At 66.7% G+C, this 22204-nt stretch carries 21 protein-coding genes; 9 read left to right on the top strand and 12 right to left on the bottom strand.

The window, feature by feature from the left end; translation table 11 throughout:
- The first annotated feature begins 66 nt into the window (after nt 1–66).
- Nucleotides 67–927 (top strand): type IV toxin-antitoxin system AbiEi family antitoxin domain-containing protein, encoded by an 861-nt coding sequence (locus tag H977_RS0124685; protein WP_029110373.1) that lies wholly within the window; start codon nt 67–69, stop codon nt 925–927.
- Here H977_RS0124685 and H977_RS0124680 read toward each other — a convergent pair.
- Genes H977_RS0124680 through purB form a run of 3 tightly spaced genes read right to left on the bottom strand, consistent with a single transcriptional unit; the run spans nt 911 to nt 4131 of the window.
- On the bottom strand, nt 911–1498 hold the full coding sequence (locus H977_RS0124680; RefSeq protein WP_029110372.1) for a DUF1707 SHOCT-like domain-containing protein: 588 nt from the start codon (nt 1496–1498) through the stop codon (nt 911–913). The genes H977_RS0124685 and H977_RS0124680 overlap by 17 nt on opposite strands.
- A gap of 9 nt (nt 1499–1507) precedes the next feature.
- Nucleotides 1508–2716 (bottom strand): cytochrome P450, encoded by a 1209-nt coding sequence (locus tag H977_RS0124675; protein WP_029110371.1) that lies wholly within the window; start codon nt 2714–2716, stop codon nt 1508–1510.
- Nucleotides 2713–4131, bottom strand: coding sequence for an adenylosuccinate lyase (purB, locus tag H977_RS0124670; RefSeq protein WP_029110370.1), 1419 nt, complete (start codon nt 4129–4131; stop codon nt 2713–2715). Before purB ends, H977_RS0124675 begins: the two co-directional genes overlap by 4 nt.
- Before the next feature lie 50 nt (nt 4132–4181).
- On the opposite strand from purB, the gene relZ reads away from it, so the two are divergent.
- Nucleotides 4182–5909 (top strand): bifunctional ribonuclease/(p)ppGpp synthase, encoded by a 1728-nt coding sequence (gene relZ / locus H977_RS0124665; protein ID WP_029110369.1) that lies wholly within the window; start codon nt 4182–4184, stop codon nt 5907–5909.
- On the opposite strand, the gene H977_RS0124660 is transcribed toward relZ, so the two are convergent.
- Nucleotides 5906–7345 carry an APC family permease gene (locus tag H977_RS0124660; RefSeq protein ID WP_029110368.1) on the bottom strand — a complete coding sequence of 480 codons (1440 nt, stop codon included), beginning with the start codon at nt 7343–7345 and terminating at the stop codon, nt 5906–5908. The genes relZ and H977_RS0124660 overlap by 4 nt on opposite strands.
- A 10-nt stretch (nt 7346–7355) precedes the next feature.
- Nucleotides 7356–7994: a TetR/AcrR family transcriptional regulator gene (locus H977_RS0124655; RefSeq protein WP_029110367.1), complete on the bottom strand. Its 639-nt coding sequence runs from the start codon at nt 7992–7994 to the stop codon at nt 7356–7358.
- Between the two features lie 126 nt (nt 7995–8120).
- On the opposite strand from H977_RS0124655, the gene H977_RS0124650 reads away from it, so the two are divergent.
- Nucleotides 8121–8954 (top strand): alpha/beta hydrolase, encoded by an 834-nt coding sequence (locus H977_RS0124650; RefSeq protein ID WP_029110366.1) that lies wholly within the window; start codon nt 8121–8123, stop codon nt 8952–8954.
- A gap of 4 nt (nt 8955–8958) precedes the next feature.
- Here H977_RS0124650 and purD read toward each other — a convergent pair whose 3' ends face one another.
- Nucleotides 8959–10227, bottom strand: a complete 1269-nt coding sequence (purD, locus tag H977_RS0124645) for a phosphoribosylamine--glycine ligase (protein ID WP_029110365.1) — start codon at nt 10225–10227, stop codon at nt 8959–8961.
- A gap of 109 nt (nt 10228–10336) precedes the next feature.
- Here purD and H977_RS33850 point away from each other — a divergent pair, with 109 nt between their 5' ends.
- Together H977_RS33850 and H977_RS0124635 are read left to right on the top strand one after the other, a co-directional pair.
- Nucleotides 10337–11611, top strand: a complete 1275-nt coding sequence (locus tag H977_RS33850) for a cytochrome P450 (RefSeq protein WP_051289049.1) — start codon at nt 10337–10339, stop codon at nt 11609–11611.
- 38 nt (nt 11612–11649) lie between these two features.
- Nucleotides 11650–12279, top strand: a complete 630-nt coding sequence (locus tag H977_RS0124635; protein WP_029110364.1) for a TetR/AcrR family transcriptional regulator — start codon at nt 11650–11652, stop codon at nt 12277–12279.
- A gap of 14 nt (nt 12280–12293) precedes the next feature.
- Here H977_RS0124635 and H977_RS0124630 read toward each other — a convergent pair whose 3' ends face one another.
- From H977_RS0124630 to H977_RS0124605, 6 genes are all read right to left on the bottom strand, one after another.
- Entirely contained in the window at nt 12294–12986 is a 693-nt protein-coding gene (locus tag H977_RS0124630; RefSeq protein ID WP_029110363.1) for a M15 family metallopeptidase, read from the bottom strand.
- Nucleotides 12987–13030: 44 nt separating this feature from the next.
- Nucleotides 13031–14257 carry a hypothetical protein gene (locus tag H977_RS0124625; RefSeq protein ID WP_029110362.1) on the bottom strand — a complete coding sequence of 409 codons (1227 nt, stop codon included), beginning with the start codon at nt 14255–14257 and terminating at the stop codon, nt 13031–13033.
- Nucleotides 14247–14690: a carboxymuconolactone decarboxylase family protein gene (locus tag H977_RS0124620; protein ID WP_029110361.1), complete on the bottom strand. Its 444-nt coding sequence runs from the start codon at nt 14688–14690 to the stop codon at nt 14247–14249. The genes H977_RS0124625 and H977_RS0124620 overlap by 11 nt, the downstream gene beginning before the upstream one ends.
- Before the next feature lie 13 nt (nt 14691–14703).
- Nucleotides 14704–15594 (bottom strand): NAD(P)-dependent oxidoreductase, encoded by an 891-nt coding sequence (locus tag H977_RS0124615; RefSeq protein ID WP_051289048.1) that lies wholly within the window; start codon nt 15592–15594, stop codon nt 14704–14706.
- A complete protein-coding gene (locus tag H977_RS0124610; protein ID WP_019344176.1) occupies nt 15591–16343 on the bottom strand; it encodes an SDR family oxidoreductase in 753 nt (250 codons plus the stop codon). Before H977_RS0124610 ends, H977_RS0124615 begins: the two co-directional genes overlap by 4 nt.
- A 79-nt stretch (nt 16344–16422) precedes the next feature.
- Complete coding sequence (locus tag H977_RS0124605) at nt 16423–17892, bottom strand: aldehyde dehydrogenase (RefSeq protein ID WP_029110359.1); 1470 nt, start codon at nt 17890–17892, stop codon at nt 16423–16425.
- Between the two features lie 188 nt (nt 17893–18080).
- Between H977_RS0124605 and H977_RS0124600 the strand changes: the two genes are divergently transcribed.
- The 4 genes from H977_RS0124600 to cyp51 all read left to right on the top strand — a co-directional run bounded on the left by H977_RS0124600 (nt 18081) and on the right by cyp51 (nt 22204).
- Nucleotides 18081–18692 (top strand): TetR family transcriptional regulator, encoded by a 612-nt coding sequence (locus H977_RS0124600; protein ID WP_029110358.1) that lies wholly within the window; start codon nt 18081–18083, stop codon nt 18690–18692.
- Between the two features lie 72 nt (nt 18693–18764).
- Nucleotides 18765–19967 (top strand): cytochrome P450, encoded by a 1203-nt coding sequence (locus tag H977_RS0124595; RefSeq protein WP_029110357.1) that lies wholly within the window; start codon nt 18765–18767, stop codon nt 19965–19967.
- A 51-nt stretch (nt 19968–20018) separates the two neighbouring features.
- Nucleotides 20019–20828, top strand: a complete 810-nt coding sequence (locus H977_RS0124590; RefSeq protein WP_029110356.1) for an SDR family oxidoreductase — start codon at nt 20019–20021, stop codon at nt 20826–20828.
- An 8-nt stretch (nt 20829–20836) separates the two neighbouring features.
- Nucleotides 20837–22204 carry a lanosterol 14-alpha demethylase gene (gene cyp51, locus H977_RS0124585; protein WP_029110355.1) on the top strand — a complete coding sequence of 456 codons (1368 nt, stop codon included), beginning with the start codon at nt 20837–20839 and terminating at the stop codon, nt 22202–22204.

The following is a 22204-nucleotide window of genomic DNA, read 5'->3' as shown; positions in this document are numbered from 1 at the left end:
CGTTACTGAACGCACCCAAATCACAGGGGTGGGAACCGGTTGGCGGGGGCAGCCCGTCCAATCGATGTGCTCGATGACTATCTGCGCGACCACGATGGCGTAATCACCCTGGCTCAGGCACAGCAGGCTGGGCTGAGCAAGCAGGCGGTCTACCGCAGGGTCCGGTCTGGACGTTGGCTCCGCTGCTCGCCTGGGGTCTATTTCGTCGACGATCGACCGTTCACCGATTCAGCCAGGATCAGGACCGCTGTCTGGTCGGCGGGGCCGAATGCGACAGCGACCGGACTGGCCGCCGCGTGGTGGCACGAGGTCGCCAGATACCCGCCGGAAATCGTTGAGGTCACCATCCCGAGGACGGGCCACCATCCGCAGCGGCACGGCATCCGGCTGCGCAGGCGTGACCTCGACCCGCGCGACATAGTGGAACGCCGCGGTCTGCGGGTGACGGCGCTGCCGCTGACGGTCGTGGAGGCCGCGGCCCGGCGGGGCGGTGGCGCCAGGCTCATGGACACCGCGTTGCAGCGCCACACCGAGCTGCGCGACCTGTGGCGGGCGCATCTGCACAACAAGGGCAGGCACGGCTCGCCAGCTGCCCGCAGGTTGCTCATCGCCGCGGCTGACGGAGCACGGAGTGAAGCCGAGCGGCTACTGGTCAAGCTGCTCAGAGAAGCCCGGATCACCGGATGGAAGGCCAACTACCGCCTGGGCCGATACGTGATCGACGTTGCCTTCCGCGCTCACAAACTCGCGATCGAGACCGACGGCTGGGCGTTCCACAGCGATCAGGAGGACTTCCAGCACGATCGGGTCAAGCAGAACGAGATCGCGCTGATGGGCTGGCAGGTGCTGCGGTTCACCTGGCTGGATCTGACCGAGTATCCGCAGCGGGTGATCACCGAGATCCGCTGCGCTATGCAGTACCGCTGATTCTCCGCAGCCAGCTTCCAAAGGGGTGGCGCACCGTCACCGAACCCATCCGCACCCGGCCGCGCACCACGAGATGCAGCTGGTCCGACGGCGGGCTGGTGCGCACCTTGACCGTGGCACTGCCGGCGACGGCGTTGACGCCGTTGAGGTCGGCGGTGGCCGCGGTGGGCACGATGATCTCGGTCGAACTGCAGTAATCGTCGACGAGGATCTCGACGACCCGGCTGGGTAGGACCGCCGAGGTGAAGTCGAGGGTCGTGCTGCACAGCCGGGTGTTCAGGTGCAGCACCGGCGCCGCCCTCCACTGTCCGCGCCGCACGATCGACGACATCCACCCGCGCAGCTCCTCGGGTGCGACCGCCGGACGCTGCGCTGGCGGTGCGGCCAGCGGCAGATCGGCTATCACCGCGCTCAGCTCACCGCGGGTCCGCGCGGCCAGGGCGGCGTCGTAGCCCTCGGTGAATTCGTCGAGCGTGATCATGCCTTCGCCTACCGCACGTTCGAGCAGTTGTCCCACCCTGGCGCGCTCGGCGTCTGAGACTCGGAGATGGTCGTTTTGGCCTGAGTCCATGCTCCGAGGTTAGGCGAATTCGACCACGAGATGCCGGATCCCGGTGTGCCGGTTGCTGCGGGCCCATTCGACGGGCTTGGTCAGCCGGGCCGACGAGAACCGGCCCAAGAGCTCCTCGAACAGCACCCGCAACTCCAGCCGAGCCAGGTTGGCGCCGAGGCAGTAGTGCACGCCGTAGCCGAAACCCAAGTGCGGGTTGGGCTTACGCGTGATGTCGAAAACGTCCGGGCGCTCGAACACCAGCGCGTCCCGGTTCGCCGAACCCTCCCACACCTGCACCTTCTGCCCGGCCTCGATGTCGCAGCCACCCAGCGTCACCGCTCGGGTTGCGGTGCGCCGCTTGGACGGTGACGGCGACGTCCAGCGCACCATCTCCTCGATGGCGGTGGGCAGTTCGCCGAGGTCCTCCCGCAACAATGCCAGCTGCGAAGGGTTTTCGATCAATGCCAGCAGTCCGCCGGCCACCGCGTTGCGGGTGGTCTCGGCTCCGGCGCTGAACAGGAGGCTGAAGAACAGGTAGAGCTCGAGATCGCTCAACTCGGCATCCGACGCGTTGGCCACCACCGAGAGCATGTCGTCGGTGGGCTCGGCACGTTTGGCGGCGATGAGTTCCTGGCCGTAGGTGTACATCCGTGAGCCCGCCTCTTCGGCAGTCATCTGCGCCATGGCCGCCGAGCGCGAACCACCGAAGTCGAACTGCGGCTCGATCGCGTGGAACAGCCAATGCCGTTCGGATTCAGGCACTCCCAGCAGTATGCAGATCATCTGCATGGGCAGCTCCGCGGCCACGTCGACCAGGAAGTCGAACGGTGCTCCGGCCACCACCTCGTCCAGCAGCCGGCGCGTCCGCATCCGCAGGTCGTCTTCGACCCGCCGGATCATCCGCGGGGTGAGCCCGGAGCTGACCAGCCGCCGGATCTCGGAATGCCGCGGATCGTCCATCATGTTGAGCACCTGCCCGGCGATGGACAGGTCCTGCAGGAGCGTGCCCCCGTAGGGTCGGGTACCGCCGGTCACCGACGAGTAGGTGTCCGCATCGCGCAGCACCGCAAGGGTTTCGGCGTGCGTGGCCACCGACCAGAAGCCCTCACCATCGGGGGTATGTTCGGTCGCCGGGTGCCAGTACACCGGGGCTTCGCGGCGGTGTGCGGCGAACAACTCGTGCGGGAAACCGGCCGCGAAATTGTCCAGGTCGGTGAGGTCGGCCGCCAAAGTCACAAGATGGCGCCCGAGGTGTACTTGGCGGCCTCCGGGTAGCGGCTGACCAGCTCGTCGACGGCCGCGACAACGCCGTCGACCTGGGCGCCCGCGGCGCCGGTGAAGGCCTGCTTGTCGGCCAGCGCGGCCTCCAGCGCCGCCCGGTCCAGCGGCAGCCGCGGATCGGCAGCCAGGCGGTCCAGCAGGTCGGGCTCCAATCCGCGCTCACGCATGTCGAGCGCGACGGCCACGGCGTGTTCCTTGATCACCTCGTGCGCGGTTTCGCGGCCCACCCCGGCGCGCACCGCGGCGATCAGGATGCGGGTCGTGGCCAGGAACGGCAGATAGCGGTCCAGCTCGCGCTGGATCACCGCCGGGTAGGCACCGAACTCGTCGAGCACGGTCAGCAAGGTCTCGGTCTGCCCGTCGATGGCGAAGAATCCGTCGGGCAGCGCGACGCGGCGCACCACCGAGCAGAACACGTCGCCCTCGTTCCACTGCGCGCCTGCCAGTTCGGCGGCCATCGAGGCGTAGCCGCGCAGTACCACCTGCAGGCCGTTGACCCGCTCGCAGGACCGGGTGTTCATCTTGTGAGGCATGGCCGAGGAGCCGACCTGTCCGGGCGCGAAGCCCTCGGTCACCAGCTCGTGGCCGGCCATGAGCCGGATGGTGTGCGCCAGCGAGGACGGCCCGGCACCCACCTGTACCAGCGCCGAGAGCACATCGTGGTCCAGCGAACGCGGGTAGACCTGCCCGACACTGGTGAAAACGTCTGTGAAGCCCAGGAATTGGGCGACCCGTCGTTCCAGTTCGGCCAGCTTTGACGTGTCCCCGTCGAACAGATCGAGCATGTCCTGGGCGGTCCCCATCGGGCCTTTGATGCCGCGCAGCGGGTAGCGGTCGATCAGCTCCCTCAGCCGCGTCAGGGCCACCAAACTCTCTTCGGCCGCCGAGGCGAACCGCTTGCCGAGCGTGGTGGCCTGGGCGGCCACGTTGTGCGACCGGCCCGCCATGACCACGTCGCGGTAGACGACGGAGCGTTCGGCCAGCCGGGCGACCACCGCCACGCCGTGGGCGAATACGAGCTCGAGGGATTGACGGATCTGCAGCTGCTCGACGTTCTCGGTGAGGTCGCGGCTCGTCATGCCCTTGTGGATGTGCTCGTGGCCGGCCAGCGCGTTGAACTCCTCGATGCGGGCCTTGACGTCGTGGCGGGTGACGCGCTCGCGCGCCGCGATGGAGGCGAGGTCGACGTTCTCCAGTACCCGCTCGTAGTCGTCGATCACGCCGTCGGGCACCGTGACACCCAGCTCGGCCTGCGCGCGGAGCACGGCGAGCCAGAGTCGGCGCTCGGCGACGATCTTGGCCTCGGGCGACCAGATCGCGACCATTTCGTCGCTGGCGTAGCGGTTGGCCAGAACATTCGGGATCGTCACGAACACACAGCTTACGACCCGGGCCGGGGTACCAATGAGACAGTGGACGGATGTACTTCGTCGGACTCGACCTCGCGTGGGGCGAGAAGAACCAGACGGGCGTGGCTGTCATCGACTCCGGTGGGCGGCTCCTGCACGTCGGTGTGGCGCAGGACGACGACGACATCGCGGCGGCCATCGAGCCCTACGTCAGCGGCGACTGCCTGGTGGCCATCGATGCCCCGCTCATCGTGAAGAACCCGACCGGCCACCGGCAGTGCGAACGGGATCTCAACCGGGACTTCCAGCGGTTCGACGCCGGTGCGCGCCCGGCCTTCACCGAACGACCGGAGTTCAAGCATCCGCGCGGCGCCCGTATCGCCGCGGCGCTGGGACTGGACATGGACCCGTCGTCCACGTCGCGGCGCCGCGCGATCGAGGTCTATCCGCATCCGGCCAGCATCGTGTTGTTCGGCCTCGACAAGACCCTGAAGTACAAGCGGGGATCGTTCGGCGACCGCCAGCACGAGCTGCTGCGGTTGATGACGTTCATCGAGGAGCTCGACACCGCGACTCCGAGGCTGCGGGCCAACCGCAACGTCAGCTGGGTCGAGCTGCGCCGGCGGATCGAGGCCGCCACCCGGCCGGGCCAACTCGACCGTGACGAGGACCCCGTCGACGCCATGCTCTGCGCCTACATCGCGCTGTACTGGTACCACCGGCCCGAGGACGTGACGATCTACGGCGACTTCGCCACCGGCTACATCGTCACCCCGTCACTTCCCCCGGACCGGCTGCCCCGCCAACGACCGGCACCGCCACGCGATGCGCCGCCGTCGAACGCGGTGGCCGAATATGCCGCCCGGCGCCCCGACCTGGTGGCCGCCACGGAGCAGTACCTCAAGCTGGTCACCGGACTGCTCGATGAGGCAGGCATCAACTATCTGAGCATCACGGCGCGGACCAAGAGTGTCGACTCGTTCGCCGCGAAGGCCAATCGCCGTGCGGCCGACGGCACTCCGCTCTACAGCGATCCGCTGGTCGAGATCACCGACCAGGTGGGCCTGCGCGTCATCACCTATCTGCGTGAGGACGTCGACGCTGTGGCCAACCTGCTGGCCGAGGAGATGCGGCTGCTCGACGACCAGGACATGGGTCTGCAGACCGCCCGCCAGGGCCGCTGGGGCTATGCGAGCCGGCACCTGCTGATCGGCGTGGAAGGCGAGCAGTATCCGGCGTCCATCCAGGTCCGTACCGTCCTGCAGCACGCGTGGGCCGAGTTCGAGCACGACGTGCGGTACAAGGGATCGATCCCGGCCGAGCATGTCAGCGAACTGGACCGCCGGTTCACGTTGGCCGCCGGACTTCTGGAGCTGGCCGATCGCGAGTTCACCGAGATCCGGGAACGGCTGCGGCAGACCATGACCGACGAGGAGGGGGGCGCGGAATTCGCAGAGTCGTCTTCGGACGCGCGCATCGCCACACCGGTACTGGCAACGTATCTGGGCAACCGCTTCGCCGACGCCGGCTGGTCCCGCACCGACCATTACAGCTGGATCTCCGGGTTGCTGCTCGAGCTCGGCATCACCTCGCTGGATGCGTTGACGGGCGTGCTGGATTCGGTGGACACCGACGAGATCAACCGCCTGATGGACTATCGATACCCGCCCGGCGCGGTGCGTCGCCTCGACGACGCCCTGCTGGCGGTGTTCGGAGACCGCTACCTCGAGCTGGACGGCAATGCCCATCGGATTGCGTTGCTGCAGAACCGGATCGAGAAGTTGCGCGCCGAGACCTAGGGCGCGTCGCCGAGATGGGTCGGGTCGGTGATACCCGCCCCGCGAATGCCGAGCTGCCGGTTGATCACCATGGTGATGGCAAACAGCACGATGCCGATGACCACGAGGGCCAACGCCAGGATGTACTGCTCGGATGGCCGGCCCGAAGTGGGCAGCACCAGATAGAGCGAGGCGACGAAGCCGACGACGGGCAGCGCGGTCGGAGTCTTGAAATGCCCACCCTCGTTTCGCACGTCCCGGCGCAGCACCAGGACCGCCACATTCACCATCGCGAACACCGCGAGCAACAACAGTGACGTCGTACCGCCCAGCACCGCGATGGCGTCCTCGCTGGCGAAGGTCGATACGTAGAAGATCAGACAGAACGCCAGCACCGTGGTGAACGTGATTGCGACCCAAGGGGTACGGCGCCGCGGGTGCACCGCACCCAGGATGGGAGGCAGCACGTGCTGGCGTGACATCCCGTAGATGAGGCGGCTGGCCATCAGCATGTTGATCAGCGCGGTGTTGGACACCGCGAACATCGAGATGAACGGCAGGATGTTGTCGATCGGCAGTCCGGGTGCACCGGCGTGGACGACCTCGACCAAGGGAGACTTGCTGGCGGCCAGTGTCCCCACCGGAACCAGCGCCACCGCGATGACCGAGACGAGCACATACACCAGGCCCGCGATGCCGAGACCGGACAGCAGCACCTTGGGGAAGATCCGCACCGGATCCTTGGTCTCCTCGGCCATGTTGACCGAGTCCTCGAAGCCGACCATCGCGAAGAACGCCAGCGAGGTGGCCGTGGTGACGGCGAGGAAGGCATTCTTTCCGTCGGGCGTCTCGAATGCGACGACCCGGCTGAAGTCCACTTCGGCAGTGCCGCCGGTGAATGCCCACAGCCCGACCAGGATCACCAGCAGCAGACCGGTGATCTCGACGAAGGTGAGAAAGACGTTGAGCTTGACGCTTTCACTGACCCCGCGCAGGTTCACCATGGCGATCATCGCCATGAACAGCAGCGCCAGCCCGATGATGCCGAGCTTCTCCCAGCCGGGGGCGTAGTCGAAGTTCACCTCGAGACCCTTGAAGAAGCTGGCCGCGAAGAATCGCGAAGCTGTTGAGGCGGAGGTGATTCCGGAGCACATCACGATGAACGCCACCAGGAAGGTGACGAACTGGACGCCAAATGCCTTGTGCGCGTACAGCGCTGCGCCGGCCGCCTGGGGGTACTTGGTGACCAGCTCGAGATAGCTGAACGCGGTGATGGTGGCGATCAGGAACGCCGCAAGGAACGGAAGCCACGCGGCGCCGCCGACTTCCTTGGCGACCTGCCCCGTCAACGCATACACGCCCGTGCCGAGGATGTCGCCGACGACGAACAGTAGTAAGAGTCCGGGCCCCATCACCCGCTTGAGCTGTGGCTCCTCCGCGGTTGCGGGTAGCGACATTCCCCCTCCTTCAGCCGGTCAGACGCGTACCCGCCTGCTCGTCGACGGGCGCAAGGACATCGATGACGTCGATCAACGTCGCGCGGGCGTTGACTCTGGCCCCTTCACCTTCGTCCACCAACGATGCAACCACGGCTCCGTCGACGGCGCACACCAGGGCGGTGACCAGTTCGGCCCGCACCGAGCGGCCCGAGCGTTCCACCACCTCGAGCACGGCATCGGTGCGCTGTTGCAGGATGCGCCGTTGGATGTCGCGCAGCCCGGGCTGCCGGGCGCAGGCGATGTAGCGCTCGTAACGCGAGATCAACTCCTCGCTTCCGGGCCTCTCCAGAGATTCCCCCAGCAACAAGTCCACCAGGACGCCGGCAGTCGACTCGGCACCGCGGCGCCGCCGCGACAGGTTGGCCACACCGGCCCTCAGTTGTTCGGCCTCTCGGGTTCCGATGTATTCCACAGCCTTGCCGATGAGGTCGTCGAGAGACGAGAAGTAGTACGTCGTCGACGCGAGCGGCAGGCCGGCCCGGCGCGCCACGGCGCGATGCCGGACGGCGTCGAATCCGCCTTCACAAAGCAACTCGGCGGCTGCCCTGACGAGGGCGTACCGCCGACGCTCCCCTTTAGGGGTGACCGCTGCCGTCACCTTCCACATGCTGCCAGCACGGCCCCCTCCACATCGGGGTTTCGGCCAATCATCAGGCTCTACTCAGGTTTTTCCGGCGCGTCGGCCATGCCACGGGAATGCCACTGGCCGATACCTCTGTCGGGCGATGGCAAGATGGCCCGCATGCCCAACTTGACCCGTCGCGCAGTCCTGCGCCTCGGCGTCGGTGCGGCTGCCGGCGCCGCCGGTGCCCTAGCCCTCGCCTCCGCCCCTGTCTCGCCGGCCGCCCCGGTCGCGGCCCCGACGTTCACCAGCGGCTCGTTCGTGTCGGCCGCGCGTGGCGGGACGAACACCAACTGGGCCATCGCCCGGCCGCCGGGCCAGACCGGCAAACTCCGCCCGGTGATCGCCCTGCACGGCAAAGGGCAGGATGCCGCCGGTGTGATGGCCGGTGGAGTGGAACAGGGCCTGGCCGAGGCGGTGGCGGCCGGGTTGCCGCCGTTCGCCGTGGTGGCGGTCGACGGCGGTGGAAGTTATTGGCACAAACGCGCGTCCGGCGAGGACTCGGGCGCGATGGTGCTCGACGAGCTGATCCCGATGCTCGGCGATCAGGGGCTCGACACCTCGCGGGTGGGATTCTTGGGCTGGTCCATGGGCGGCTACGGCGCGCTGCTGCTCGGGTCACGGCTCGGGCCCGCCCGCACGGCCGCGATCTGTGCGGTCAGCCCGGCGCTCTGGACGTCCTCGGGAGCCGCTGCGCCCGGCGCCTTCGACAGCGCAGCCGACTACGCCGCGAACAGTGTGTGGGGCCAGAGCGCACTGGGATCGATTCCGATCCGAATCGATTGCGGCAACAGCGATCCGTTCTACTCGGCCACCAAGCAGTTCATCGCTGAGCTGCCCAATCCGCCGGCGGGTGGCTTCTCCCCCGGCGGGCATGACGGCAGCTTCTGGAGTTCGCAGCTGCCCGCCGAGATCGCGTGGATGGCCCCGTTACTGGTCGCCTGATCGGCTAGACGCTGATCCGCCCTTCGGCGGCGGCCAGACCGATGTCGGTGCGGAAGTGGCTGCCCGGCAACCTGATCGACTTGGCCAGCGCGTATGCCGCATCACGCGCGGCGGGCAGGTCCGCTCCGGTGCCGACCACTGAGAGCACGCGGCCGCCCGAGGACACCACCTCGCCGTCGTCACGGCGCGCCGTGCCGGCATGCAGCACGCCGTCGGCTTCCGATCCGTGGATGACGTCGCCGACGCGCGGCCGGCCCGGATAGTTCTCGGCGGCCACCACGACGGTGACGGCGTAGCCGTCGCGCCACTGCAACTCACCGAATGAGGCGAGCTCGCCGGTGGCCGCGGCGTTCAGCAGTTGCCCGAGCGGCGAATCGAGCAGGGCCAGAACCGACTGCGTTTCCGGATCACCGAAGCGGCAGTTGAACTCCACCACCGCCGGACCGTTCGAGGTGATCGCCAAACCGGCGTACAGCAGACCGGAGAACGAGCTGCCGCGCGCAACCAGTTCCGCGGCAACGGGTTTGACGACCTCGTCGACGATCTGGTTCTTCACCGAGTCCGGCAGCCAGGGCAACGGGGCGTAGGCGCCCATGCCACCGGTGTTGGGACCGGTGTCCCCGTCACCGACCCGTTTGAAGTCCTGCGCGGGCAGCAGGGGCACCACGGTGGCACCGTCGACCACACAGAACAGCGACACTTCGGGACCGTCGAGGAACGATTCGAGCAGCACGGGGTGGCCGGAGTCCAGGAGGCTGGCGGCGTGGGCGCGGGCGGCGTCGTGATCGGCGCTGACCACCACGCCCTTACCGGCGGCCAGGCCGTCGTCCTTGACCACCCAGGCGGCCTGACCGGCGGCCGGGCCGAACCGGTCGAGCGCGGCGTCGAGGTGGGCCGGGTTGTCGACGATCTCACTGCTCGCGGTACGGACGCCTGCCGCGGCCATGACGTCTTTCGCGAAGGCCTTCGAACCTTCGATGCGGGCGGCGTCCTTGCTCGCTCCGAAGCAGGCGATTCCCGCGGCCCGCACGGCGTCGGCCACGCCGAGCACGAGCGGTACCTCGGGACCGACCACCACCAGGTCGCTCTGCAGGCGCTGGGCCAGCTTCACCACGGCCTCGCCCGAGGTGATGTCGACCTCGTACTGATCGGCAATGGACTGGGTACCGGCGTTGCCGGGGGCCACCGCCATCTCCTCCACCTGCGGATCGCGGCGCAGGGCCAGCAGCAGGGCGTGTTCACGGGCACCGGATCCGATAACGAGGACGCGCACCGTCGTAGCGTAGCGGGAAGCGTTCGGGCATACACTTGACGCCGCAGTGTATGGTCGAATGCAGAAATGTGCTCGCCGTCACACGAGGAGATGATCCGGCTTGACCACGATGAATGCCTGCCCGTTCGGCGCCGACGGTGATGTCCCCCCAGTCGCTTCGCTCCTACCCCCGGGGATCGACTTCACCGATCCCGACGTGCTGCTCCGCGGAATCCCCGTCACCGAGTTCGCCGAACTGCGCAAGACCGCGCCGGTGTGGTGGAACGAGCAGGACGAGTCGATCTTCAATGACGGCGGCTACTGGGTGATCACGCGCCACGAGGACATCAAGACCATCTCCCGCGACGGCGGCGCAGTGTGGTCGACCAACGCCAAGGGCGCCGTCATGCGCCTCCCCGAAGGTGTGACCTCGGAACAACTCGACCTCACCAAGGCACTGCTGATCAACCACGACGCGCCCGAGCACACCCGGCTGCGCAAACTGGTGTCACGGCTGTTCACGCCGCGGTCGGTGGCCGGGCTGGAGGAGAAACTCGCCGTCGCGGCCCGCGAGATCGTGGCGGCGGCGGCCAAGAAGGACACCGGCAATTTCGTCGACGACATCGCCATGAGCCTGCCGCTGCAGGCCATCGCGGACCTGATCGGTGTGCCCGAGGAAGACCGGGAGAAGCTCTTCCACTGGACCAACGCCATCATGAACACCGACGATCCCGATTTCGACAGCGATCCGACCATGGCCAACGCGGAGCTCATGGGCTACGCGTACAACATGGCCGAACAGCGCCGGAAGTGTCCGGCCGACGACATCGTGACGCGGTTGGTACAAGCCGACTCGGAAGGCACAGCTGGAGAAGGCATCACGGACGTGGAATTCGCGTTCTTCGTGATCCTGCTGGCGGTGGCCGGCAACGAGACCACCCGTAACGCCATGACGCACGGCATGAACGCATTCCTCGAAAATCCGGACCAGTGGGAGCTTTTCAAGCGTGACCGCCCGGAGACCGCGGTCGACGAGATCATCCGCTGGGCCACCCCGGTGCACTGCTTCCAGCGCACCGCACTGGTCGACACCCAGATCGGCGATGTCACCGTGAAGGCCGGACAGCGCGCCGGCCTGTTCTACAGCTCGGCCAACTACGACGAAGATGTCTTCGACTCCCCCTTCACGTTCGACATCCTGCGCAACCCCAATCCGCACCTGGCCTTCGGCGGCAACGGCGCGCACTACTGCATCGGCGCCAACCTGGCGCGGATGGAGATCAAGCTGATGTTCAACGAGATCGCCGACCAGATCCCCGACATCACCAAACTGGCCGAGCCGCAACGGCTCCGGTCCGGGTGGATCAACGGGGTCAAGGACCTGCCGGTCGCCTACCACCGTTGACCGGCTGGTTTATCCGCTCGTTGTTCTAGGATTCGCCCATGCGAACGCACGGGTGGGCCGGGTCGGCGCCGGCGACCGACGAAGAGGCGATTGCCCGGATCCTGGCCGCGGCCGGGAAGGCGATCGACGAGCGGGGCGCTGACTTCTCGATCGCCGACGTGGCCCGCACGCTCGGCGTCACCCGCCAGACCGTGTACCGCTATTTCCCGAGCACCGACGCCCTGCTGGTGGCCGCCGCGGTACATGCGGCCAGCGACTTCCTGGACCGGCTGGCCACCCACGTCAAGGGCGTGACGGATCCGGTCGAGGCGGTCACCGAATCCATCGCCACCTCCCTGGAGTGGTTGCCCCAGGACAAGCACATCGGTTTGCTCGTGGCTCCCGGACGCGCGAACGCGCACACCGAGTCGGTGACCTCGGATGTCGCAGTCGATTTTGCCCGCGCGATGCTGCACAAGATGGACGTCGACTGGGCCGACGTGGGGTACAGCGACGCCGAACTGGACGAGCTCGCCGAGCACTTACTCCGGATCATCCAGTCCTTCGTCATCGACCCTGGCCGGCCTCCCCGCACCGGAGAGGCCCTGCGCGGCTATCTGACGCGGTGGGTCGGCTCGGCCGTCGTGGGCGGACGTTTGACGCCCGAGAGGCCGTCAGCGGGGACCTGAACCGGTACACGACGTCAGCGGCGCTCGAAATGCTGGTAGTCGATGGGGTCGTGCCAGTGCCCGCCCCACCGCCAGCCGCGCTCGGCGAAGGCCCGTGTCACCACATCGCCGTCGCGGATGATCCCCGGATCGGTGCGGGTGCGGTCCAGATATGCCCGCGCGGTGGCCGGCTGCAGCTCGCCTGAGGCCGAGATGAACGGGTTGATCAACGGGTTGACGTCGACCGCGCGACCGTACGCGTGCAACGACCAGGATCCATTCGACAGGCGACGGCAATTGAACGCCGAGGTGTTGTCGTCCCGCATGGACAGTTCGTCGTCGGCGCGCGGATAGTTGTCCACCGTGCGCATCTTCTCGATCGGGAATCGCGCCGCATACAGGTCCCCGAAGATCGTGATCACGTCGCTGACCACCTCACGGTGCACCACCACGTCGCCCCGGTGCGAACGGCCGTCAAAACCTATATAGGACAGGGTGATCCGGCGAAGATCCGCGGGCGGTACCGGGCACTCCGGACGCCAAGCGGCGCCCAGCGCGGCCGCGTCCACTGACCGAACACGCGCGGGCTGCATCGCCGGCGCACCGGTCTGCGGCGCGCCGGCGGCCGGCGCCTTCTCCGGAACCGGCCCATCATCGGCACAGCCCGCCACACACCCGGCGAACAAGCCCACCACCAGGGCGCATGCGCGGACCTTTGCGATGCCCACCCAGCCACTCTAGGTCGCTGAGCCGGGCGGTGAAGTATGGAGACTCACACCACCGTCAGCGGCAACGATTTCCGCGGCTCGAACACGAACGATGCCCCGCCGCTGAACTTCGCCACCGCGACTTCACCGAATTCTTTTCTCGCGGTATCGGTTTGGATCACCCGAGCCGTCCACTCCTGGTCCGATCCGACGACCTCGACGGAAAGGTGCGGGTCGACGGCGGCGACGACGGCTTCCAACGGCCGGGTCTCGGCAGGCCCGGCCAGGGACACCCAGGCACCGTCTTCATGGGCCGGGGAACGCCGCACCGACACCGTGTCGGGGCCGAACTCGGCATCGACGTAGGCCGAGGGGTTGAACATCGGATGCAGTTCGAGCACCCGGATCGCACCTTCGATCCCGCCGGGCAGGTTCAGCGCCCGGTGAATGCGCTCGGCACCCAGCCCTGCCACGCCGATCAGCTGCTTGGTGCAGATGTCGGTGGCCAGTGCGGTGTCCGCACCGGCGCGGGCACCGACCGCGAGGATGAACGAGAGATTCAGCAGATGCATCTGCAGACACACCTCGTCAGCGATGCGGACCAGCGCCGAGTGAGAGAACGCCGCGAAGTCGAAGTCCGACAGCAGCGGCCCCGAGTAATCGGACGCGCCCTCGTCAGAGGGGTCGATGGGATCCAGAACCGTTCGGGCAGCCCGAGTCCGGCCGATCACATCGAGTGCCGGGATATCGTCGACCTCTGGGTAGGACTCGTCGATGATCACGGTCCAGGCACAGTGCGGCTGCCGGTCGGCCGGGGTCCGGGGCGGCCGGTGAATCGGGCGCACCTGGCACTTGCGGTTGGTGGCCAGCGCGGTGGCGTCGAAGGTCGGGTCCTCGATGTCGTGGCACATGCCACGCACGTAGTCCTCACCCATCGGCTCGACATCGAGCAGTGCCCCGCAGTGGTCGAGGTGGAACTCTCCGTGCCAACGGTCATGGACGGTGTAGCGGAAATCCATGAACTGCGGCGGAGCACCGATGTCGAGCTGAAGGCCCTTGAAGATCGTGATGATGTCGACGCCCTCGTACTTGAGCGCCTTCTGCATCCGCCTGGTATAGATCGGGCTGGATGCCGCCCACTCCTCGATCGCGATCTGCAGCATCTCCGGCCGGCCGAAATTACTGATGCACCAGGCCATCCCAGAGCGGTCGATCATCTGCCCCATGAGCAGCAGCTCCGGAACCAGGGTGACCAGCTCATCGCGGGTCAGCGAGGCGTACCTACTTGTCATCGAGCTCGCTCCCGGTGTTCATCTTCACGGCGGCGTTCACATTGGCCCGCCGATCCTCGTCAAGCCCCTTCTCAGCGGCCTTGCGGCGCTTGGCCACAACCTTGGACACGGTGCCGTTGAGCCCGGAACCGAGCGGAAAGCCGAGGTACTGGGTGAGGAAGATGGCGATGTCCTTGAGCTCTTCCTCGGTGAACTCCCCGTTGAGCAACGCGGCGTTGACCTGGATCTCGGCGAGGTCCTGCGAGCCGACGGCAGTCACTGCCGACAACGTCATCAGCCGCTTCTCGCGCATGGACAGCCCGGGCTTGCTCCAGATGGTGCCGAACAGATGATCGACGGTGAGATCGAAGTACGGGTCCCCTTCGATGTTCGGCATCTCCCAGCCGTAGACCTCGTTCATCTTGGCCAGGCCCTTGGCGCGCAACTCGTCCATTCTTCGATCCTCTCTAGCCGACTTCGCCGTGTGAAGCCGTATGCGGCACACCGAGTCCGGCGGCCAGATCCCGCAGTGCGATCTCCGCCAGCGGGAGCTCGACGCCGGTGGCCTCGCCGAGCCCGAGTGCCAACCGCAGGTCCTTCTCGGCAAGCCCCCGGGTGTGGACGAACATGTCGTAGATCCAGTGATCCGACGCCAACGGTGACGTGTCGTCGCGGACCATGATCGCGCCCGGCCCGCCGCTCTGGGCGTCGCTGTGTCGCACCACCCGGCCGAGCTTCTGCAGGTCGATCCCCGCCGCCTCGGCGAGCTTCTGCGCCTCGCATGCGGCGGCGAAGCCGATGAACGTCAACATGTTGCGGGCGATCTTCATCCGCGTTCCCGCTCCGGGTTCTCCGGCGCGGACCACCATCGAGGCCCACTGCTTGAACACCGGCTTGACCAGGTCGTACGCGTCGTCGTCGGCACCGACCATGACGGCCAGCTCGCCCTTGTCCGCCGCACCAGCCCCTCCGCTGACCGGGGCATCTACGATACGAATTCCCTTGGGCCGCAGCTGGTCTGCCAACTCTGCGGCAGTGCCGGGCTCGATCGTGGAGTGAATCGCAATCACGGTTCCGGACTTCGCGTGCGCGGCGAGCTCGGCCACCACGTCGCGCACCTGTGCGTCGGTCAGCACGGTGACGCTGATGACGTCGGCCTCTGCCACACCGGCGACGCTTTCGGCCGCCTTCGCCCCGAGCTCGACCAGCGGAGCCATGGACTCGGCGCGCACGTCGAACACGGTGAGGCCGCCGGGCCAGTCGGCAAGCCGCTTGGCCATGGGTGCGCCCTGATTACCGAGGCCGATGTAGCCGAGTTTCAGCGGGGTTTGCTCCTCACGCGAGCGCTCGTCGGTCATGACCGGATGATCTGTCCGCCGTCGACGTTGAAGATCTGGCCGGTGATCCACTTGGCCTGGTCGCTCAGCAGGAACAGGCACATGCCGACCAGATCCTCCGGCTGACCCATGCGGGACAACGGGATTCCCTTGACGATGTCGTCCACCATCTCCTTGGGAGTGGTGGTGCGGTTGGCCTCGGTGTCGATGGGCCCGGGCGCGATCGCGTTGATCCGGATGTTCTGGCCGCCGAGTTCGCGTGACAGCTGCTGGGTCAGGCCGTTGATGCCGACCTTGGCCAGACCGTAGTAGTTGGCGTACAGCCAGGCTGCGGTCGAGGACTGGTTGACGATCGCTCCCCCGCCCCGCTTGGCCATCTTGCGGTACACCGCGCGGGTGCACACCAGCGCGCCGTCGAGGTTCACGCTCATGAACTTCTTGTAGTAGTCCCAGTCGACGGTCAACAGGAAGTCCAGCTTCATGCCGCCGAAGATCGCGGCGTTGTTCACCAGGTAGTCGATGCCGCCGAACTCCGAAAGCGTCTGCGCGGCCATGTCTTTGGCCGAGTCGATGTCGGAGACGTCGACGCGCACGGCGAGCGCGTTGCCACCCTCACCTTTGATGCCGTCGGCGACCTTCTGCGCGCCTTCGGTGTTGATGTCGGCGACCACGACGGCCGCGCCCTCACGTGCCAGGGCTTCGGCGTAGGCCTGGCCGATTCCGCCGCCAGCGCCGGTGACGATGGCCACCTTGTTGTCGAACTGTCCCATGTCTCAATTCCTTTCCGGCCGACTGGCCAGTTGTTCCACGGTTCTCGCGAGATCGCGTGTCGCAACTGGCCGCTCGACGTCAATTAGCCAAGGTCGCGATGCATTTGATTTCGGTGTATTCCTCGAAGCCGGCCAGGCCCATCTCGCGGCCGACCCCGGACTGCTTGTAGCCGCCGAACGGTGCGTCGGCCGAGTACCAGATGCCGCCGTTGACGTTGACGGTGCCGACGCGCAGCCGGGCCGCCACAGCCTGGGCGCGGTCGTCGTCACCGGAGAACACGGTGCCGGACAGACCGTACGGCGAATCGTTGGCGATCCGCACCGCATCGTCGTCGCCATCGTGCGCGATCACGGTCAGCACGGGCCCGAAGATCTCCTCGCGGGACACCCTGGCGTTGTTGTCCAGGCCGGCGATCACGGTCGGCTCGATGTAGAAGCCGGTGTCGAGATCCGCGGGGCGTCCACCGCCGCAGGCGAAGCGGCCGCCCTCCTGCAGCGCCAGATCCAGATAGGACTGCACGCGGTCGCGCTGGCGGGCCGAGATCAGCGGGCCGCACACCGTGCGCTTGCTGTTGGGGTCGCCCGGCTTCATGCCGCCCAATGTGGCTGCCGCAGCCTCGACCGCCTCGTCGTAACGAGCCCTAGGCACCACCAGACGCGTGGTGATCGCGCATCCCTGACCGGCGTGCATGGCCACCGTGAAGGCCGCCATCGAGCAGGCGCCGGCCAGGTCGGCGTCGTCGAGCACAAGGAACGCCGACTTGCCGCCGAGTTCCAGGAACACCTTCTTGAGGGTCAGTGCCGCGTCGGTCATCACCGCACGTCCGGTCGTGGTCGACCCGGTGAACGAAACCATGTCCACCCGAGGGTCTTTGGACAGCAGCGCGCCCACCGAGTGGTCGCTGGAGGTGACGACGTTGATCACGCCGGCCGGGAAGTCGGTCTGCTCGGCGATGATCTGGCCGATGGCCGCGGCCGCCCACGGGGTGTCCGGGGCCGGCTTGAGGATCAAGGTGTTGCCGGCGGCCAGCGCCGGGCCGACCTTGGCCAGGTTGATCTGGTGCGGGAAGTTCCACGGCGTGATGGCACCCACGACGCCGACAGCTTCACGGGCCACCACCCGATTGGTCGGAATCCCTTGCGGGGTGGCGTGTCCCAGATCAGTGCGCCATTGGTAGTTCTCGGCGGTGTCCGCCGAGAAGGCCAGATCGTCGATCGGCCCTTCGAGCTGCGCACCGGAGGTGAGCATGCGCGGGGCGCCCACCTCGGCGATGGTCAGCTCCCGCAATTCCTCGACATTCTCGCGCAGCGCATCGCGCAGCTGCCGCAGGCAGCGCACCCGGAGCGCGGTGTTCGTCGACCAGTCGGTGTCATCAAATGCCCGACGCGCGGCGTTTATTGCGTTGCCCATGTCCTCGGTGTTGGCATCGGCGGCGACGCCGAGCACCTCCTCGGTGGCGGGGTTGACGGTCTCGAAAGCTCCACCGCCCCCGGCGACCAGCTTGCCGTCGATAAGCAGTTGACTCTGGCGATCGGCCAGTACCGGCATCGGTGAACTCCACTTCACGAATTCTGGACAACTGTCCGGCTGTCTCGTCTCGAACGATAGCCGCAGACAATGTCGAGCCGCAAGCGCCTACCCCACCGGGCCATGCCTGCTAAAGAAATGCACTGCTCATCGCGGCAGGTCGGGATCCATACTTGCTCAACCTCGACATCGTCGGATAACTTGGACATGTGTCCAGCGATGCGGTGTCGGCAGTCACAGAACCAGCTCCGGAGCCAGGCAAGGAAGCCCCGCGCAACCGTCGGCAGGAAGAGACCTTCCGCAAGGTCCTGACCGCCGGGATCGAGATGTTGCGCGAGTCGTCCTACGCCGATCTGACGGTGCGCGCGGTCGCGGCACGCGCCGGAGTCGCCCCCGCCACGGCCTACACGTACTTCTCGTCGAAGAACCACCTGATCGCGGAGATGTACCTGGACCTGGTCAGCCGGTGCCCGTATTTCACCGACGTGAACGAGTCCATGACCACCCGCGTCGACAAGGCGCTGCGCGCGTTGACCCTGGTGGTCGCCGATGAGCCCGAGGTCGCTGCCGCCTGCACCACAGCCCTGCTGGGTGGCGGCACCGATCCGGCGGTGCGCAAGGTGCGCGACCGCATCGGCGCGGAGATCCACAAGCGCATCCGGTCGGCCGTCGGGCCGGATGCCGATGCCCGCATCGTCTCCGCCCTGGAGATGACGTTCTTCGGCGCCCTGGTCAATGCCGGCAGTGGCGCCTTCACCTACCACCAGATTGCGGACCGATTGACGTACGTGGTCGGACTCGTCCTCGGAGAGGACCGATGACAGGAGTCTCGGAGAGGACCGATGACAGGAGTCTCGGAGAGGACCGATGAACTTGAGCCTGGGAGAAGACAAATGACCGTGAATGCCGTCGAGCCGATCCTCGACCCGTACGACTACGACTTCCACGAAGATCCGTATCCGTACTACCGCCGCCTGCGCGACGAGGCGCCGCTGTACCGCAACGACGAGCGCAAGTTCTGGGCGCTGTCCCGGCACAAGGACGTCGTGGCCGGCTTCCGCAACAGCGTCGCGCTGTCCAACAAGCACGGCGTCTCGCTCGACCCGATCTCGCGCAACGACGAGGCCCACCGGGTGATGTCCTTTCTCGCCCTGGACGATCCGGCCCATTTGCGGTTGCGCACCCTGGTGTCCAAGGGCTTCACCCCGCGGCGCATCCGCGAACTGGAGGCCCGGGTCACCGAGATCGCGGTGCAGCACCTCGACGAGGCGTTGCAGAACAACACCTTCGATTACGTCGACGATTTCGCCGGCAAGTTGCCGATGGACGTCATCTCCGAGCTGATGGGTGTGCCGGTGGAGGACCGTGTGCGGATCCGCGCACTGGCCGACGGGGTCATGCACCGCGAGGACGGCCTCGCAGACGTCCCGGAATCCGCCATCGCGGCATCCGGCGAGCTGCTGGTCTACTACGCCGATATGGTGAAGCAGCGCCGCAAGGCGATCAGCGACGACCTGACCTCGGCGCTGGTGGAGGCCGAGATCGACGGGGACAAGCTCACCGACGACGAGATCATGGCGTTCCTGTTCCTGATGGTCGTCGCCGGTAATGAGACCACCACGAAGCTGCTTGCCAACGCCGCGTATTGGGGTTTCAAGAACCCCGATCAGCTGGCCCCGGTTTTCGACGACCACGACCTGATCTCACCGTGGATCGAGGAGACGTTGCGGTACGACACCTCCAGCCAGATCCTCGCCCGCGCGGTCGTCGAGGACATGACGTTCTACGACACCACGGTGCCGGCCGGCGATGTGCTGGTGTTGCTTGCCGGCTCGGCCAACCGCGACGAGCGCGTTTTCGAAAACCCCGACGAATACCGGATCGGCCGTGACATCGGTTCGAAGCTGGTGAGTTTCGGCAGCGGCGCCCACTTCTGCCTGGGCGCGCACCTCGCCCGCATGGAGGCCCGGGTGGCGCTGACCGAGTTGTTCAAGCGAATCCGCGGATACGAGGTCGACGAGGCCAACGCCGTCCGCGTCCATTCCAGCAGTGTCCGCGGATTCGCTCATCTCCCTATTTCGGTGTCCCACCGCTGAAGCCCAATTGCGGTGTCCCCCGCACAAACCCATCAACGTAAAGGCACGTAAATGGCCCGATTCGAACCTCATCCCGACCGCAGACCGGCCATCGTGGCCGGTGCATCATCCGGCATCGGCGCCGCCACGGCGACCGAGCTGGCCGCACACGGCTTCCCGGTCGCCCTCGGCGCACGCCGTGTCGAGAAATGCCAGGAGCTGGTCGACCAGATCACGGCTGCCGGTGGAGAGGCGGTCGCGTTGCCGCTCGACGTCACCGACGCCCAGTCGGTCAAGTCGTTCGTACACGGCGCCACCGAGGCCCTCGGCGACATCGAGCTGCTGGTGGCCGGTGCCGGTGACACGTTCTTCGGCCAGCTCCACGAGATCAGCACCGACGAATTCGAGAATCAGATCCAGATTCACCTCATCGGGGCCAATCGCCTTGCCACTGCGGTGCTTCCGGGCATGGTCGAACGTCGGCGCGGCGACATCATCTTCGTCGGCTCTGACGTGTCCCTGCGGCCGCGGCCGTACATGGGCGGCTACGGCGCGGCCAAAGCCGGCCTACTGGGCATGGCCAAGACCCTGCAGATGGAGCTGGAGGGCACCGGTGTGCGCGCATCCGTTGTCCATCCAGGACCTACCAAGACCGCCATGGGCTGGAGTGCGCCGATGGACAAGGTCGGCGAGATGCTCGAGGACTGGGCCAAGTGGGGCCAGGCCCGGCACGACTACTTCCTGCGCGCAGCCGATCTCGCGCGGGCCATCACCTTCGTCGCGGAAACCCCGCGCGGCGGCTTCATCGCCGAACTGGAGATTCAGCCCGAAGCTCCACTCGCCGATGTCAAGGATCGCCAGAAGCTGAAAGTGGAAGGCTGACAAGGATAATGACAAGCTCAGAACTCAAGGAAGTGCAACGCGTTTCGGGTGGTGAAGGCGAGGAACACGGCCACCTCGAAGAATTCCGCACCGATCCGATCGGTCTGATGCAGCGCATCCGTGACGAATGTGGCGACGTCGGCTGGTTCCAGCTCGCCGACAAGCAGGTGCTGCTGCTGAGCGGCGCAGAGGCCAACGAATTCTTCTTCCGCTCCAGCGACAGCGAGCTCAACCAGGCCGAGGCCTACCCGTTCATGACGCCGATCTTCGGCGAGGGTGTGGTGTTCGACGCCGACCCGGAGCGTCGGGCCGAGATGCTGCACAACACCGCGCTGCGCGGTGAGCAGATGAAGGGCCACGCGGCGACCATCGAGAACGAGGTCAAGAAGATCATCGCCGACTGGGGCGACGAGGGCGAGATCGAGCTGCTCGATTTCTTCTCCGAGTTGACGATCTACACCTCGACGGCTTGCCTGATCGGGCTGAAGTTCCGCGAGCAGCTCGACCGCCGGTTCGCCGAGTACTACCACCAGTTGGAGCGCGGCACCGACCCGCTGTGCTACGTCGATCCGTACCTGGACATCGAGAGCTTTCGCATCCGTGACGAGTCGCGCGTCAAACTCGTCGCGCTGGTGCAGGAGATCATGGACGGCCGGATCGCCAACCCGCCGAAGGGCAAAGAGGATCGCGATCTGCTCGACGTGCTGGTGTCCATCAAAGATGAGGAAGGCAATCACCGGTTCTCCGCCAACGAGGTCACCGGCATGTTCATCTCGCTGATGTTCGCCGGGCACCACACCAGCTCGGGTACCTCGTCGTGGACTCTCATCGAACTGCTGCGCAACCCCGACGTGTACGCACAGGTGCAGCAAGAGCTCGATGAGCTCTACGCCGACGGCCAGGAGGTGAGTTTCCATGCGCTGCGCCAGATCCCGAAGCTGGACAACTCGCTCAAGGAAACTCTCCGCCTGCATCCGCCGCTGATCATCCTGATGCGGGTGGCCCAGGACGAGTTCGAGGTGGCCGGTCGCCCGATCCACAAGGGCCAGATGGTGGCGGCCTCGCCGGCAATCTCCAACCGCATCCCCGAGGACTTCCCCGATCCGGAGGCCTTCGATCCCGCCCGCTACGAGAAGCCGCGCCAGGAAGATCTGATCAACCGGTGGACCTGGATCCCGTTCGGGGCGGGCAAGCACCGCTGCGTGGGTGCCGCGTTCGCCCAGATGCAGATCAAGGCGATCTTCTCCGTCCTGTTGCGCGAGTACGAGTTCGAGATGTCGCAGCCGTCGGAGAGCTACCAGAACGACCACTCCAAGATGGTCGTGCAGCTGGCCCAGCCGGCCAAGGTCCGCTACCGCAGGCGTGTCAAGGCCTGA

Source organism: Mycobacterium sp. URHD0025 (genome assembly GCF_000426065.1).
GTDB lineage: Bacteria > Actinomycetota > Actinomycetes > Mycobacteriales > Mycobacteriaceae > Mycobacterium.
The sequence above is the reverse complement of the archived record's forward strand: the minus strand, read 5'-3'. Positions and strand labels throughout refer to the sequence as shown.